This is a genomic window from Phyllobacterium brassicacearum, from assembly GCF_003010955.1.
GTDB lineage: Bacteria > Pseudomonadota > Alphaproteobacteria > Rhizobiales > Rhizobiaceae > Phyllobacterium > Phyllobacterium brassicacearum.
This window is the reverse complement of record NZ_PGGO01000001.1, coordinates 97,347-112,277: the sequence shown is the minus strand read 5'-3', so window position 1 is coordinate 112,277 and position 14,931 is coordinate 97,347. Positions and strand designations below refer to the sequence as shown.

At 57.0% G+C, this 14,931-nt stretch carries 20 protein-coding genes; 10 read left to right on the top strand and 10 right to left on the bottom strand.

The features are described 5' to 3' along the window. The first annotated feature begins 14 nt into the window (after positions 1–14). Complete coding sequence (locus tag CU102_RS00585; RefSeq protein ID WP_106709027.1) at positions 15–893, top strand: branched-chain amino acid aminotransferase; 879 nt, start codon at positions 15–17, stop codon at positions 891–893. A 164-nt stretch (positions 894–1,057) separates the two neighbouring features. Then, complete coding sequence (locus CU102_RS00580; RefSeq protein WP_106709026.1) at positions 1,058–1,657, top strand: superoxide dismutase; 600 nt, start codon at positions 1,058–1,060, stop codon at positions 1,655–1,657. Between the two features lie 182 nt (positions 1,658–1,839). Here the strand turns inward: CU102_RS00580 and CU102_RS00575 are convergent, their stop codons facing one another. From CU102_RS00575 to CU102_RS30185, 5 genes are all read right to left on the bottom strand, one after another. Continuing rightward, positions 1,840–2,193: a hypothetical protein gene (locus CU102_RS00575; RefSeq protein ID WP_133624371.1), complete on the bottom strand. Its 354-nt coding sequence runs from the start codon at positions 2,191–2,193 to the stop codon at positions 1,840–1,842. Positions 2,194–2,204: 11 nt separating this feature from the next. Next, positions 2,205–2,921 carry a hypothetical protein gene (locus tag CU102_RS00570; protein ID WP_106709024.1) on the bottom strand — a complete coding sequence of 239 codons (717 nt, stop codon included), beginning with the start codon at positions 2,919–2,921 and terminating at the stop codon, positions 2,205–2,207. Continuing rightward, positions 2,918–3,349: a hypothetical protein gene (locus CU102_RS00565; RefSeq protein WP_133624373.1), complete on the bottom strand. Its 432-nt coding sequence runs from the start codon at positions 3,347–3,349 to the stop codon at positions 2,918–2,920. The genes CU102_RS00570 and CU102_RS00565 overlap by 4 nt, the downstream gene beginning before the upstream one ends. Before the next feature lie 299 nt (positions 3,350–3,648). After that, a complete protein-coding gene (locus CU102_RS00560) occupies positions 3,649–3,966 on the bottom strand; it encodes a GNAT family N-acetyltransferase (RefSeq protein ID WP_245425086.1) in 318 nt (105 codons plus the stop codon). Next, positions 3,932–4,072, bottom strand: a complete 141-nt coding sequence (locus CU102_RS30185; protein WP_245425085.1) for a hypothetical protein — start codon at positions 4,070–4,072, stop codon at positions 3,932–3,934. The genes CU102_RS00560 and CU102_RS30185 overlap by 35 nt, the downstream gene beginning before the upstream one ends. A gap of 237 nt (positions 4,073–4,309) precedes the next feature. Between CU102_RS30185 and CU102_RS00555 the strand changes: the two genes are divergently transcribed. The 5 genes from CU102_RS00555 (at position 4,310) to CU102_RS00530 (ending at position 8,634) form a co-directional block, all read left to right on the top strand. Next, positions 4,310–4,759: an SRPBCC family protein gene (locus tag CU102_RS00555; RefSeq protein ID WP_106709409.1), complete on the top strand. Its 450-nt coding sequence runs from the start codon at positions 4,310–4,312 to the stop codon at positions 4,757–4,759. Between the two features lie 778 nt (positions 4,760–5,537). Then, entirely contained in the window at positions 5,538–5,918 is a 381-nt protein-coding gene (locus tag CU102_RS00545; protein ID WP_106709021.1) for a hypothetical protein, read from the top strand. 169 nt (positions 5,919–6,087) lie between these two features. Then, positions 6,088–6,540, top strand: a complete 453-nt coding sequence (locus CU102_RS00540; RefSeq protein WP_106709020.1) for a c-type cytochrome — start codon at positions 6,088–6,090, stop codon at positions 6,538–6,540. 48 nt (positions 6,541–6,588) lie between these two features. Then, positions 6,589–7,515 (top strand): c-type cytochrome, encoded by a 927-nt coding sequence (locus CU102_RS00535; RefSeq protein WP_106709019.1) that lies wholly within the window; start codon positions 6,589–6,591, stop codon positions 7,513–7,515. A 150-nt stretch (positions 7,516–7,665) separates the two neighbouring features. Next, a complete protein-coding gene (locus tag CU102_RS00530; protein WP_106709408.1) occupies positions 7,666–8,634 on the top strand; it encodes an aliphatic sulfonate ABC transporter substrate-binding protein in 969 nt (322 codons plus the stop codon). 84 nt (positions 8,635–8,718) lie between these two features. On the opposite strand, the gene CU102_RS00525 is transcribed toward CU102_RS00530, so the two are convergent. The 3 genes from CU102_RS00525 to msrB form a co-directional block, all read right to left on the bottom strand. Beyond that, positions 8,719–9,057: a metallophosphoesterase gene (locus tag CU102_RS00525; protein WP_106709018.1), complete on the bottom strand. Its 339-nt coding sequence runs from the start codon at positions 9,055–9,057 to the stop codon at positions 8,719–8,721. A gap of 264 nt (positions 9,058–9,321) precedes the next feature. After that, positions 9,322–11,409, bottom strand: coding sequence for a S9 family peptidase (locus tag CU102_RS00520; RefSeq protein WP_106709407.1), 2,088 nt, complete (start codon positions 11,407–11,409; stop codon positions 9,322–9,324). Between the two features lie 263 nt (positions 11,410–11,672). Beyond that, positions 11,673–12,077: a peptide-methionine (R)-S-oxide reductase MsrB gene (gene msrB, locus CU102_RS00515; RefSeq protein WP_106709017.1), complete on the bottom strand. Its 405-nt coding sequence runs from the start codon at positions 12,075–12,077 to the stop codon at positions 11,673–11,675. A gap of 395 nt (positions 12,078–12,472) precedes the next feature. Here msrB and CU102_RS00510 point away from each other — a divergent pair, with 395 nt between their 5' ends. Further along, positions 12,473–12,910, top strand: coding sequence for a Ros/MucR family transcriptional regulator (locus CU102_RS00510; RefSeq protein WP_106709016.1), 438 nt, complete (start codon positions 12,473–12,475; stop codon positions 12,908–12,910). Between the two features lie 46 nt (positions 12,911–12,956). On the opposite strand, the gene CU102_RS00505 is transcribed toward CU102_RS00510, so the two are convergent. Continuing rightward, positions 12,957–13,265: a cytoplasmic protein gene (locus CU102_RS00505; protein ID WP_106709015.1), complete on the bottom strand. Its 309-nt coding sequence runs from the start codon at positions 13,263–13,265 to the stop codon at positions 12,957–12,959. Between the two features lie 66 nt (positions 13,266–13,331). On the opposite strand from CU102_RS00505, the gene CU102_RS00500 reads away from it, so the two are divergent. Both CU102_RS00500 and CU102_RS00495 read left to right on the top strand, forming a co-directional pair. Continuing rightward, on the top strand, positions 13,332–13,661 hold the full coding sequence (locus CU102_RS00500; RefSeq protein WP_106709014.1) for a helix-turn-helix domain-containing protein: 330 nt from the start codon (positions 13,332–13,334) through the stop codon (positions 13,659–13,661). Continuing rightward, complete coding sequence (locus tag CU102_RS00495; protein ID WP_106709013.1) at positions 13,658–14,470, top strand: DUF6456 domain-containing protein; 813 nt, start codon at positions 13,658–13,660, stop codon at positions 14,468–14,470. Before CU102_RS00500 ends, CU102_RS00495 begins: the two co-directional genes overlap by 4 nt. Here the strand turns inward: CU102_RS00495 and CU102_RS00490 are convergent. Beyond that, a complete protein-coding gene (locus CU102_RS00490; RefSeq protein ID WP_106709012.1) occupies positions 14,467–14,907 on the bottom strand; it encodes a SufE family protein in 441 nt (146 codons plus the stop codon). The two genes, CU102_RS00495 and CU102_RS00490, sit on opposite strands and share 4 nt — an antisense overlap. Positions 14,908–14,931: the final 24 nt, after the last annotated feature.

Sequence of the window (14,931 nt, the reverse complement as noted above, 5' to 3'; positions counted from 1 at the left end):
ACGGAATCAAGATCATGGCGGTCAATACTCAAGCCCAGACGCTGACGTGGACCTATGTCGATGGTGACTGGTATGAAGGGAATATTCCCCTGATCGGCCCGCGCAGCCACGCGATGTGGCTCGCCTCGACCGTATTTGACGGTGCACGCTGGTTCGAGGGCGTTGCGCCCGATCTCGATCGTCACGCGGCCCGCGTCAATACATCGGCGATCGCGCTTGGCCTCAATCCGACCATGAGCACCGAGGAGATTGTCGGCCTGACCCATGACGGGTTGAAGAAGTTCGACGGCAATACGGCGGTCTATATCCGGCCGATGTACTGGGCCGAGCATGGCGGCTACATGGGCGTGCCCTCCGATCCGGCCTCGACGCGGTTCTGCCTGTGCCTCTACGAAGCGCCGATGATCGCCCCGAGCGGTTTTTCGATCAGCGTTTCGCCGTTCCGCCGTCCGACCTTCGAGACCATGCCGACTGATGCCAAGGCAGGATGTCTCTATCCCAACAATGGCCGCGCCATCCTTGAAGCCAAGTCGCGCGGCTTCGACAATGCACTGGTGCTCGACATGCTCGGCAATGTCGCCGAGACGGGAACTTCAAACATTTTCCTAGTCAAGGACGGGCATATTTTCACGCCCGCGCCCAATGGAACTTTTCTCTCCGGCATCACCCGCAAGCGCACCATCGATGTGCTTGCGGATTATGGCTTCCGCACCACACAAACGACGCTGAGCGTGCAGGATTTCCTGAACGCCGACGAGATTTTCTCGACTGGGAACCATTCGAAGGTCGTTCCCGTTACCCGTATTGAAGATCGCGATCTCCAGCCGGGTCCGATCGCCAAGAAGGCGAGGGAGCTTTATTGGGAGTTTGCGCACTCGACGCCGAAAATTTAACCCTCAAACAAGGCGAGGTGGAAATATTGATCCGTTTCGCATTGCTCCAAAAGCAATTGGGACCTATGTAACCAACGCAGGTTTTGTCAGGATTGGCAACCATCCCAAACCGGAGCCCATTCGGGCCGCCAATCCGGTCACAGTTTATCGAAGAGGAGACTTCCATGGCTTTCGAATTGCCCGCACTGCCGTATGATTACGATGCGCTCACTCCCTACATGTCGCGTGAAACGCTGGAATATCATCACGACAAGCACCACAAGGCTTACGTTGACAACGGCAACAAACTGGCTGCCGAAGCCGGTCTCGAGAACCTTTCGCTCGAAGAAATCGTCAAGCAGTCCTATGGCAAGAATGCCGGCCTCTTCAACAATGCCGGCCAGCATTACAACCACCTGCATTTCTGGCATTGGCTGAAGAAGGGTGGCGGCGGCAACAAGCTGCCTGGCGCGCTCGAAAAAGTAGTTGAATCGGACCTCGGCGGCTATGACAAGTTCCGTGCCGATTTCATCAATGCCGGCACCACGCAGTTCGGCTCCGGCTGGGCCTGGCTCTCGGTCAAGGACGGCAAGCTGGAAATCTCCAAGACCCCGAACGGAGAAAACCCGCTGGTTCATGGCGCAACGCCGATCCTCGGCGTCGATGTCTGGGAGCACTCCTATTACATCGACTACCGCAATGCCCGCCCGAAATATCTCGAGGCCTTCGTCGATAACCTGATCAACTGGGATTATGTTCTGGAACTCTACGAAAAGGCCAAATAGAAACTCTACTGCGGCGGTCATCTGACGCGATTTTCTGCGCTCACCCAGGCTCACGTACTTTACGTACGCTGCGCTCCGGTTCTCGAAAACCACGCCATATGCCTCGCCGCAGCGAGTTTCCAACGGTCCAACATCTGAACAAGCGCAACGGCCCCGTCACAAACAGGGCCGTTTTTGTTGAATCAGATCAAATAGGTGATCCGCACTGAAGTGCCCCTGCCGGGCGCGGAACTGAGTTGCGCACGCCTGAGCAGGCGCGGTCGCACGCTGGCCTTGATCGAGATGGCCGGTTCGGTCTGGGCTGCAACGGCGTTGATGGCGTTGCCAAGCAGTTCGTCGATCACCAGATGAAACTGCGAAGTGGGGACGGTAACCGTACGCGCCTCGCTGTCGGCCTCGACGATGATACGGAGTTTGCAGGTTCTGGCGATCGCATCAATCAGCGTACCGAGTGGTGCGAGTTGCGTTTCCGAGCGGGCATGGCCAATTGTCATCAGCGCTTCGGTAATCGAATTGAGCTCCAGAATTGTATGCAAGGCGGCCTCGGTCATTTCGGGCGGCGGCAGCGAGTTGTCATCGAGATAGCCAAGGAACAGTCGCAGGGCGGTGATGCGCGTCCGGTCATGTGAGCAAAGAGCATCGAGAATGACCGAATATGCTCCTTCGTGCGGCTCATTCTGGTGAATTGAGCGAAAGCAACTGTGCTCATGAGGAGTACTGAAAGTGCGCCGAAGAAAACGAGCCGGTTGAATGCAGCATCGATTGCCACATGCGCCGTCGCGCTCAATGCCTGGCTATAGTCGATCGTTGCGCCATTCACTCGGGCGAGGTTGCAGTCGATGATCCCGATGGATTGCAGCGCGGTTTGATAATCTTCGGGGGCAAAAGCCGCTGGCGCGATCTTGGTATCGAGCAATAGAATGGCTTGCTGGAGGCTGGCCATGTTGCGGGCATCGACAAAGCTGGGAACGTAGGACAGTTGCGTTAGCAAATTCAGGTTGAAACGCAGAAGCTGGACGTTCTGCCACAAGGCGGGGTTCCTTTCGCCTGTCTTCGAGGCTAGTTCCAGGTATCCGCTGATGCGGACTGCGTATTCTTTTGACTGGGATACACGCCACCGGATTTCTGCCGCCTGGCTGAGGATGAGATCGGTTTCCTGCCGGTAAGTATCGGTGCGCAGCAGCGACCAGACACCCAGGAAGACGGACATGAAGAGACATGCATAGAGACCGATAGCGATCAGTCGATGGAGGATGCGTGTCATGGGGACGGACGTACAGCCACAACGAACCACACCCAAATCGACTTGCGCCCAAACACGTAAGTTGAAGGCAAGTCTTTTAGCCGCCAGATCAGATAGAAAGGGCCACCATCTTCGATCGTCAGCGGCCTGTATGTCTGGCTCGCCTTGCAAAGCCCGTTTGTTCTGTCTTCCTCGTCACATTCCTGTTCGATCGCCACAATAGGCGAATAGGCATCAATTTCCTCGCCGGTGATGATGCTGATGAAACCATTGAAGGCGCTAATCTCGAATGTCCTGGCGCCTGCAATATCGCTTCTGGCCAGGATGTCCTTGAGCAGGGGCCCGCGATAACTCTTTGTCTGGCCATCGCCCCATGGCGTAGCTGTCGTGCGTTCCTGAAGGGGGAACACATGACGCAATTGATCGGCGTCATAGGTCCGTAATGCCAAACCCGCCTTCTGCTCTATGGTCAGAATGTGCGGATCTGGCAGGGCCGAGCTTGTTGTCGAAAGGATTGGCAAAAAAACAGCTATAAGAGCGTTCTCAAAACAATCATCATTATATCCAGGCAGCAATCGCGATCCGCACCTTCGCCGGCTAAGCTTATCGCCGCTTGACGTGGGCATGGCGAGCCTGCTGAATAAGCATCGCCAATTCTCACAACTATCCAGGTGGCACTATCGCTAGTCGTGCACACGGCCCCGTTCTTGACGGGGCCGTTTTGCATTCATTGGCGGACTGCACCGGTTTAGCGGCGACTGGATTGAGGAGCTGTCAACGGCTTGACCAGGAAAAGGCAAGGGTGGCTCTTGGCCCAGAGCGTCTGGAATATCTCGGCCGGCAGAAAGCCATTGCTGCGATAGAAAGCGCGCGTCCTGTCGAGATGCGGTTCGTCCACATCCCGCGGAGCGAGTGTTTTGACCGTAAGCAGACGGCAACCATTCTGGATAGCGTAATCCTCGGCGGCTTGCAGCAGCTGTCGACCGATCCCCTTGCCATGACTGGCCTTGTGGGTGGCAATGATGAAGATCTCAATGGATATGGGCGGATAGCGCGATGAAGCCATTTGCCCGTCCATTCAGCGACGCCGCGAACATGGGCATCGATCTCACCGCCTTGGCGCAGGCGATGATTCCCTCCGGCGCTTCGAACCACTCGGTCAGGCCTTTCATGATTTCCCTGCAAAGATTGCTCTTGTCCTCCGCTGAATGAATTTCGCCTATCGTCTTGCCTTCCTGCTGCTCGAATATCGCGGGGTGTCATCCAACAGAACCAGTGTGATGGCTCTCAAACTGAAAGACGTTTTCAGCGTGAAAAAATTACTTAAGAGATTTCTTAAGTATCCATTACTGATCGCGAACAGCTGTGATACTTAAGCGGTATCTTAATTAATCATGCAGGAGGAGATCATGACTGAACGTTCTGTCCAGCACGCAACCATTGTGGTGGAGCGTACCTATGCCGCTTCGCCGGCCCGCGTCTTTGCCGCCTGGTCCGACAAGGATGCTTTGTTGCGCTGGGGTAATCCGGGAGAGACATGGTTCATGGCCTATGACCATTTCGATTTCCGCGTTGGCGGCGGCGATGTCAGCCGTTTTGGCCCGCGTGGCGGAGAGACCTATCAGGATATCGTGCAGGATGAGCGGATCATTTCAGCGGGAACCATGGACCGCGACGGCACGCGAATTTTCAGCGGATTGATGACGGTGGAATTCAAACCCTCCGGTAAGGGCTGCCATCTGGTGATGACGGAGCAGGCGGCCTTCCTCGATGGCGGTGACGTGCCCGAAAATCACCATGCGGGCTGGAGTGAGATGCTGGCCAATCTGGATAACGAATTGAAGCGCGAAATGGCCTGAGGCACGGCTAATCCCCTTCGCTAAACGACTGTCCGACGGCCCGCGCGTTACCCCGCGCGGGCCTGACCAATTTGACGGGTCATTTGCCACCCAGGCGCGATGGCATTTGGCTAACTTATTAAAATATATATCAAATTTTATTTAACCACCGCCGCCGGCATTAACAATAACAGGCAGTTTGATTCGACAACGCGCGAAGACCATGTTCATCTCTGTGGCAGGGCAATGAATGCCCGTGGCCGCCTATTGGCCAAGGGCTATGTTCGATCCGATGCCCTAGCAAATCACAATACTTTAGTATAACGTATCGGCGTTAACATATTGAAATTCTTGCTGAATGCTGGAATTTCACTGGAGTGGCTATGGGAAAATTTGCTTCCGTCGTTTGTCTCTTCGTCCTCACTGCAACATTTTTTGGGATCACCGCGGCGGGTGCCCAGACACTGAATGTCGGGCTGACAATTGTGCCCGCAAATGGTGCCGCTCGCGCGACCCCGGCCCGGAGCCCCAACACCAAACTTAATGGCAATGTCCGCATTATCGAATATGCCTCCCCGGGCTATGCAACCGTTTCAAAGCCCCGGAAACAGGCATCCCCGCTTGCTTTGAGATAACGAATCTCAGCTGACTGATTCGATAAGTGATCGGCGGGCGTGCATCCTTTGGTCCGAAATAGTGATTGTTCATCTCTCGTTCATGGCGTTAGACTTAAGTCTAAAGATCTAGGGACGTTAACGTGTTGAAGGCCCTTCCCAAGCGGGCATTCACTGGAGGAACAATGAGAAAGTTGATTTCAGCCATATGCGCCGTTTTCATTTCAATTGGCACCCTTGGATCGGTCGAAGTGGCAAATGCAGCACCGATGACCTTCCAGAAGCCGGTTGAAGCGGCCACCAACAATCCAAACATCGAAAAGGTGCGGCACCGCGACCGCTGGGACCGCAGGTGGGATCGCCGCTACTATCGCCGGCATAATCGCTGGGACCGCGGCCGGCACTATGGATGGGACCGCAGGTACTATAATCGCAGGTGGGACCGGAGATGGGATCGCCGCTACTATCGCCGTTATGATCGCCCCCGCTACTATCGCAGTTACGACGGGTACTACGGGAACCCATACTATCGTCGGAGCGGTGTCAGCGTGATATTTGACTTTTGATGTATGACGGACCCCGGCCAAAGGCCGGGGTTTTTCTATTTTGAACACGGCGAACATACGAAAATGTGATCATGCCGTCCGGGTGCTTTTCCCGATCTTTAATCTAGAGTGCGAACCGGAAACCCTTGAAGCCAAACTATCTTTAGCCACAAGAGTTGGGAGACACTCCATGCACAGACTGATTTCCTTTGCGGCAGCACCCTTGCTCGCCATCGCTTTGTTGTCGGTATCCGCCAATGCCGACCCGATCAAAGACCGCCAGGCAATCATGAAGGATCAGGGCAAGACCGTGGGCAGCATCACACCCATCATCAAGGGCGAAAAGCCATTCGATGCGGCAGCAGTCATTGCAGCGCTCAAGCACCTCAATGAGGACGCCCAGATGATCGATGCGGCGAAGCTGTTTCCGGCTGGCTCGGACAAGGGTGCCGAAACAACCGCGTCGCCAAAGATCTGGGAAGACAATGCCGGCTTTGTCGCTGCGCTGGCCAAATACAAGAAGGACGCCGCAGAGGTTGCCGCTGCAGAGCCGAAGGACCTCGAAAGCTTCAAGGTCGCCTTCAATCAGGTGACCGAGAATTGCGCAGCCTGCCATAAGGCTTTCCGTATCAAGAAGGATTGACCCGCAGCGACTTCCCGAACGAACTCTGAAAAACTCTGGGTGCCTCGAATGATGCGCAAGTTTGGACTGCTCGTCCTCCTGCTGGCGCTTGTTGGCGGCACCGGCTTCTGGTTCCTCACGACTCCATCCCATCTCGATCCGGCGCGGCTAGCGGCGACAGCTCCGGGTGATCCGCAGCGCGGAATGAGCATCTTCTGGCAGGGCGGTTGCGCTTCCTGCCACGCCGCGCCCGGCGCCAAGGGCGAAGCAAGGCTTGTGCTCGCTGGCGGCCGCAATCTCGTTACGCCGTTCGGCACATTCGTGGCGCCCAATATTTCCCCGTCAAAGCAGGGTATTGGCGACTGGTCCTTCGAAAACCTCGCCAACGCCATGATGGAGGGGGTCTCTCCAGGTGGCAGGCACTACTATCCGGCATTTCCCTACACCTCATACGCCCGCATGCAGGTGCAGGATATCGCTGACCTTTATGCCTACCTGAAGACATTGCCGCCTTCCGAGAATGTAGCCGGGCCGCACAAGCTGAGCTTCCCGTTCAATGTCCGGCGCGGGCTTGGCCTGTGGAAACGGCTCTACCTCTTCCCGGAGCCAGTTCTGACGATTGCCAATGCGAGCGATGCGGTCAGGCGCGGGCAATATCTCGTCGAAGGACCCGGCCATTGCGGCGAATGCCACACACCGCGCAATGCCATTGGCGGCATGGACAAGGCACAATGGCTGGCGGGCGCGACGGCGGCGGAAGGCAAGGGCGTCGTCCCGAATATTACCGGCGGCGAAGGCGGTATCGATAGCTGGTCCGCCCAAGACATTGCCTATGCGCTGGAAAGCGGCTTTACACCGGATTTCGACTCACTCGGCTCTTCGATGGCCGATGTGGTGCTCAACACGGCACATCTCGACGCGGCAGATCGCGACGCTATTTCCGCGTATCTCAAGGCTGTGCCGGCGCATCCGAATGGGTATCCCGCCGCGAAGTGATTTCACCGCGGCCATGTGCACCGGGCATGATTTTCCCCGCATCTGCCATTGTTCGATAATTCCAACGTCGATGGAACCGGCCGTTTGCGCCATGCTTTCAGGCAAGGCGCCAGCGTGGGCGGCGCCAAGGCCATGGAAAGGGATGCTCCAATGTTCAACCGCAGACAAACACTCGCACTTTTGGGTGGCGCCGCCACCGCTGCAGCCTTGCCATTCTCCGCTCGCGCGGCTTCGGAGCCGTTGAAGACATTGCGTATCGGCTGGCAGAAGAACGGAGTGCTGGCTCTGGCAAAGGGGCAAGGAGCACTGGAGCGACGCTTCAAGGAGCGTGGTGTCGAGGTAAGCTGGGCGGAATTCTCCTCCGGGCCGCCGCTCCTCGAAGCGCTTGGAGCAGGCGCCATCGATTTTGGACCGACGGGCGACGTGCCGCCGCTTTTCGCGCAGGCCGCGGGCGGAAACCTTGTCTATGCAGGAACCTACAGAGGATCACCGGCCGGATCGGCGATCCTGGTCCGCAAGGATTCACCCATCCAGTCGATTGCTGATCTCAAGGGCAAGCGCGTCGCCTTCAAGCGCGGATCGAGCGCCCATAATTTCACAGTCAAGGCGTTGCGCTCGGCTGGTCTCGCCATCACGGACGTCAACGCGTCCGACCTTTCGCCGTCCGATGCGGCCGCGGCCTTCACGGCCGGGCAGATCGATGCCTGGGCAATCTGGGATCCCTTCTTCGCCGTGGCTGAAAAGCGGCCGGAAACGCGGGTGCTGGCGACGGCCGAAGGGATCGTCGATTCCTGGTCGTATTTCCTCAGCAATGGCGATTTCACGGCGGCGCATGGCGATGTGCTGGCCGGGGTTCTCGACGAATTGGCAATCGTGGGCAAAGGAGCGCAGGATAATCTCGACGAGACGATCAGGACCCTGTCAAAGATCACCGGCGTGCCGGAAGACATTCAGAGAGTTGTCCTGACACGCAAGGGCGCTGATCTCGGCCGTGTAGCGGCGGTATCGCCTGAAGCGGTGGCCTATCAGCAGGCGCTTGCAGACGAGTTCTTCGACCTGAAGATCCTGCCGAAGAAACTCGATGTCAGCCAGATCGTCTGGAACGGCCGGCCCGCTTAGACCGCAGCGACTTTCCAAACAGGCTCTTCAAGCAGGCAGAGGGTTGGCAGCTTGTCGAACCACGCACAATGAACATGCCATAACTCAGCGCCGTTCGCAGGCGATCGTATTGGATGTCGAGGCGATGTATTTGCTCTGCATCGTGTAGAGCCAGCCCCGGCATTCGTCGAAGGAACGGAAGCAGCGGTAGGCCGAGACGGGCCAGCGCGAATCGCCGTTGGAAATGATCGGGGAGTCCATATAACCCTGGAAACGCCCGATGATCACTCCGCTGCCGCGTGGCGGCGGGTTGCAGCGCTGGCCGGCATATTCGCTGACATTCTTGCGAACAGCGGCCTGGACCTCGCCGGCATCCACAAGGGTGAGGACAGGTTGGGCCAGGAAACCAAGACCGAGCATCAGGACAAGTGTGCTGCTTTTCATCTCAAATTCTCCGAAATCCTGAGCCCGTTTGGAAACTCTGCTACGGCGGCCGTCTGACGCGATTTTCTGCGCTTCCGGTGCTCTCGTACTTTAAATACGCTCTGCTCCGGTTCTCGAAAACCACGCCATATGCCTCGCCGCCGCGAGTTTCGAGACGGGCTCTTAGGGGCCGATCATACCGAAATTGCCGCGAAATTGCGTCTGAATTCCAGTGATCGGGCGTAGCTACGGAGCGGAAAGGCTTCAAGTTTCCGCCCGGGCCGATCACATTTGCGTTTTTCCGGTGAGCTTCAGCGCATAAGCATAGACATAGGCGACTTCCTCGAGCCTCGAGAAACGGCCGGATGCGCCGGCGTGACCTGCGTCCATATTGATACGGAACAGCACCGGATTGTCGTCCGTCTTGATCTCGCGCAGCTTCGCTACCCACTTCGCTGGTTCCCAATAGGTGACACGCGGGTCGGTAAGGCCTGCAACCGCCAGGATCGGCGGATAGTCCTGTGCAGCGACATTGTCGTAGGGCGAATAGGAAGACATGGTCGCATAGTCGGTTGCCGAGGTAATCGGATTACCCCATTCTGTCCACTCCGGCGGGGTGAGGGGCAAGGTGTCGTCAAGCATCGTACTGATGACATCAACGAACGGCACTTCCGCGATGATGCCGCCGAAATTACCCGGCGCCATATTGGCGATGGCGCCCATGAGCATGCCGCCGGCGGAGCCGCCCTGCGCAACGATGCGGTCATGGCTGGTGAACCCTTGTTCAGCGAGATGGCGGGAGGCGGCGATGAAGTCGGTAAACGTGTTCATCTTCTTCAGGCGCTTGCCGTTCTCGTACCAGTCATAGCCCTTGTCCTTGCCGCCGCGGATATGGGCGATGGCATAGATGAAGCCGCGATCGGCCAATGACAGGCAATTGGTGTTGAAACTCGCCGGGATGGTGATGCCATAAGACCCATAGCCATAAAGCAGGCATGGCGCAGTACCGTCGATCTTCGTGTCACGGTGGTAGAGGATTGAAATGGGAACAATTTCGCCATCCGGTGCAGGAGCGAGCAGGCGGCGCGTCACATAGTCGTCGGGGTTGTGGCCGGACGGGACCTCCTGCGTCTTCAACAATGTCCGCTCACGCGTGCGCATATTGTAGTCGTAGAGTTGCGACGGGGTGGTCATCGAGGAATAGGAGAAGCGGATGACTTCCGTGTCATATTCTGCGCAGCCCTGCAGACCGAGCGCATAGGCCTCCTCGTCGAAGGCGATGGAATGTTCCTCGCTGGACGTCCGGTCGCGAATAACGATACGTGGCAGGCCATTTTCGCGTTCGAGCCACACGAGGTGGTTGGTATAGGCGGAATGTCCGAGCAGCAGCCGCCCGGATTTGTGGGCGACGACTTCGGTCCAGTTGGCTGGTCCCGGCGCGGTTACCGGCGCGCTCATGATCTTGAAATCCTTGGCGCCGTCGGCATTGGTCAGGATGTAGAAGACATCCCCGCCTTCCGTCAGGCTATATTCAACACCCGTCTGCCGTTCGGCCACGAGCTTGGGCTCTGCGGGCGCGTCATTGGCAGGAAGGAGCCAGATTTCCGAGGTTTCGTGGTCGTGCATGTCAACGAAGATGAAGTCGTTCAACGTACTGCCGCCAACGCCGAGGAAGAAGCCCGGATCCTTTTCCTCGTGGATCAGCCGGTCCTCGCTCTCGGGCTCGCCAAGCTGGTGGTAGAACAGCCGCGACGGCCGGTGGTTGGCATCGACCCGCGTGTAGTAGAAGCCGTTCGACTGGGCGTTCCATACACCGCCGCCGGTCGTATCGCTGACTGTGTCAGCCGCATCCTGCAACGTTCCAAGATCGCGGACCCTGAGCGTGAAGAACTCCGACCCCTTGTCATCGAATCCCCAGATCATCTTGTTGTGATCGGGGGAGTGATCGGCCGAGGCGAGGCGGAAATAGGCCTTGCCTTCTCCCTCGAAATCGCCGTCAAGGAGCATCGTTTCCGGCCCGCCATCGCGTGGTGTCCGGAAAAACCGCGGCTGCTGGCCGCCGGTCTTGTAGGATGTGCCGTACGCATAGGGACCATCCTTTGAGGGGACAGAGGAATCATCTTCCTTGATGCGTCCCTTCATTTCATCGAAGAGCTTGCCCTGGAGTTCCTTGGTGTCGGCCATCAAGGCGGCCTGATAGCTGTTTTCATGATCGAGATGCGCACGAATTGCCGGATCAAGTGTGGACGGATCCCTGAAGACATCCTGCCAGTTTTCCGCACGCATCCAGGCATAGTTATCGATGCGGGTTATGCCATGACGCGTATCGGAAACCGGTCTTTTCTCCGATTGCGGGGTGGAAATGCTGCTCATAAAACGCTGCGTGCTGGTCATGGAAAGACTTTCAATGATTGGGAGCCTGTGTGGAAACTCTACTGCGGCGGTCATCTGACGCGACTTTCTGCGCTTCGGTGCTTACGTACCTTAAGTACGCTGTGCTCCGGTTCTCTAAAACCACGCCATATGCCTCACCACAGCGATTTTCCAAACAGGCTATGAGCCGACCGACACGAACTGGCGGCCTGGCAAGCAATGTGATGTGTTCAAAAAGACGTGTAGGGAAAGTTATCCTCGCGTCAATCCCTATCAAAGACCAAGGCGTTTCCATTCATGCAATAGCGTAGGCCGGTCGGAGGAGGGCCATCCGGAAAAACATGACCCAAATGCGCGTCGCAATCGGCACATTTGATCTCCGTGCGAACCATGCCATAGGAGCGATCGACCACTGCGTTGACGGCGTCTGGTTCGATGGGGGCATAGAAGCTCGGCCAACCGGTACCCGACTCGTATTCGGTCTCAGACCGGTAGAGCGGGCGATCGCAACAGACGCACTTGTAGAGGCCCTGGAGCTTGCTGTCGAAATTGGGGCTTGAGAACGCCCGTTCCGTCCCGTGGTTGCGGGTGATCTGATATTGCTCCGGCGTAAGCTGCTCACGCCATTCTGCATCTGTTTTTACGATTCTGAACGTTTTTGTGTTCATTGCACTGTCCTCTTTCCGGGATTTAAGCAGGAACACTGCTTGCCGCAATATCTGTTATTATAGAATGCTTGTAGTTCGCGGATTCGTTCCTCATTTTTGCCATTTTTTGTCTTAGTGGTATGCCGCTCGCGCTTAGGTGTGCATTTGCATGTTATCGTAGATGCAGCCGAGCTCCGACTTTCTTGCGTCTATCTCCGGGTGCTAACTGATAAGCTCTGTTGTTGTGGATTTTCAAACCATTTCTTGTGTAAACAAAGTATTGATTTGACAAATTCATTCTATTCCGCAATAGAGTAATATCAAAGGCGTTGGGGACCCCGCGTGTTTTCGACTTTATATTGGTGATTTTTCACTCCCTGCCCGGATTTCAAATTAGACGAAGGAATTGGACTTAGATGACCACATTCGAGAATTCAAACACAACTGCCAGTGACGTTCTGCTTGAACTCACGGCTGAATTGGTTGCTGCTTATGTTAGCAACAATTCGGTGCCTGCTGGCGATTTGCCAACACTGATTGCCGATGTCCACGCTGCTCTTGGCCGTGTTGGCGGTGCATCAGAAGCGGTTGTTGCAGTTCAGGAAAAGCCGAAACCGGCAATCAATCCGAAGAAGTCTGTCGCGGACGACTATATTGTCTGCCTTGAAGACGGCAAGAAGTTCAAGTCATTGAAGCGCCATCTGATGACACACTATAGCCTGACACCGGAACAGTATCGTGAGAAGTGGGATCTTGATCCGAGCTATCCGATGGTTGCTCCGAATTATGCCGCTGTCCGTTCGCGCCTGGCAAAGAACATGGGCCTTGGCCGCAAGCGCAAGAAGGCCGCATAATTAGCCCTACGATATTTAGTAAGAACGGCGCCGGAAGGCGCCGTTTTTATTTGGCAGATGGCAGCCCTGTTTTGGACGCGGAAGCTTTCAGACTGTTCAGCGCCTGTTTCAATCCGATATGGCGGTTCAGATCATAGCTCCAGTGTCCCTTGACGCCCTTGAGCCGTTCCCGTTCGATCAGGCGTTTGAGGCGCCTGCACATATGTGCCTTGTTTTCCCCATCCTGCATTGAGATCGCATCGAGGTCCACGCCGCAAAGGATCTGCAGGGCTCCCCGTTGCCTGGCAAGGTTCCGTTCGTTGTCCTTGGTGGCGAGAAACGCATCCCGCTGGTTTTTCCATTCAATCGCTGACATGCACCCGTTCCTTGCTTGGTAAAGGAACGTAGTATGGACGACGAGCGCGGTGCGTAGGACGCGCCGATGGACGAGCGCCTTTTTCAGGTCTGCGATGGCGTTCTCGACGTTCTTTCAGCATTTTTCAACATCAGCGGCCGGGAATTGCGGTCGCATTCGCGTTGCGAGCGTCCGGTGGCGCGGGTGCGGCAGATCGGTATGCATGTTGCGCATGTGACGCTCGCCTTGACGATGGCTGAGGTGGGGCGGGCGTTCGGCCGCGACCGGAGCACGGTCAACCACGCCTGCCACCTGATCGAGGATATGCGCGAGGAGCTTGAATTCGACCGGATCATCCAGACGCTCGAAAGCATTGTCAAAACCGCCTTCATGCGCAACGGGACTGCGCGCCGATGACCGTTCCGGCGCAGGGCAAAGCCGCCGGTAATGGGGTTCTGCGCCTGCTGCGCTTCATCGCCAAGGGTGCAGTCGAAATCGTCGAATCGCCGCACCGCAACAAGCTGACGCTGGAGAGCGGAACGTACGGCACGATTTCCGTTGAAAGGGATGCTGTAAAATCCGCATTGAGCCAGGGCCTTGCGACCGTCGTAAAGACAAGGCTCGCCATCTGCGATGCGGGGCGTGCCCGGCTCCGCCGCCATGAATGCACGGACGATCCGTTTGCCGGCCAGCATCGCCGGGAAGAAACCATCGTGACGACCGACGGGAACGGGGCGACCACGCCGTTGCGTGGCAATGCGGCGGAATCGCCGCTGGCAATGTTGCGGCAACGCCGGGATGCGTTCGGCGCGCCACTGGTCGGAGAGGAAGCCTTCAAGGCCGGCGAGCGATTGCGTGCGGATTTCACGATCGGCAATATGATGCCGTCGATTGGAGTCAACTGGGACGTCACCGGGTCCGGGTCACGTTGCAATGGGATGCTGGAGATCACCGATGCCGCACTCGCCGCACGTCAGCGGGCGGAACGGGCGCTGGAGGCCGTCGGCCCGGAATTGTCCGGCGTGCTGATCGATGTCTTTTGTTTTCTGAAGGGACTGGAGGCAGTCGAGCGCGAACGGCGCTGGCCGGTGCGGTCGGCCAAGCTTATCCTGAAGACGGCGCTAGCGGCACTCGACCGTCATTATTATCCGGCGCCGCCGTCACGGTCGAGTCCGAGGATCATTCATTGGGGAACCAAGGATTACCGGCCGGAGGTCCGGCGTTAGTGCTGCGTGACCTCGGCTGTGGCGAGCACTGCCTGTGCCTCGTTGCGGATGCGGCCAATCATGGCACGCAGACCGTTCGAACGCTGCGGGGTGAGGTGTTCGTCAAGGCCGAGCTTCTTCAGGATCGCCTCGGGATTGATTGCGAGAATCTCGGATGCTCTCTTGCCGGAATAAAGCACCATCATGATTGCAACGAGGCCGCGCACGATATGCGCATCGGAATCGCCGACATAATCGATGACGGGATCGGCGTCGTCGCTGAGCGTGCTTTTCAGCCAAACCTGGCTGACGCATCCCCGGACCTTGTGCAAGGCATCCCGCGCTGAGTCCGGATAGGACTTCAGGTCGCGTCCGAGGTCGATGACATAGCGGTAACGATCTTCCCAATCGTCGAGGAAGTCGAAATCAGCAATGATGTCGTCAATTGTCTGTGCCATGCAAAATTCCTTTTCATGGCATAT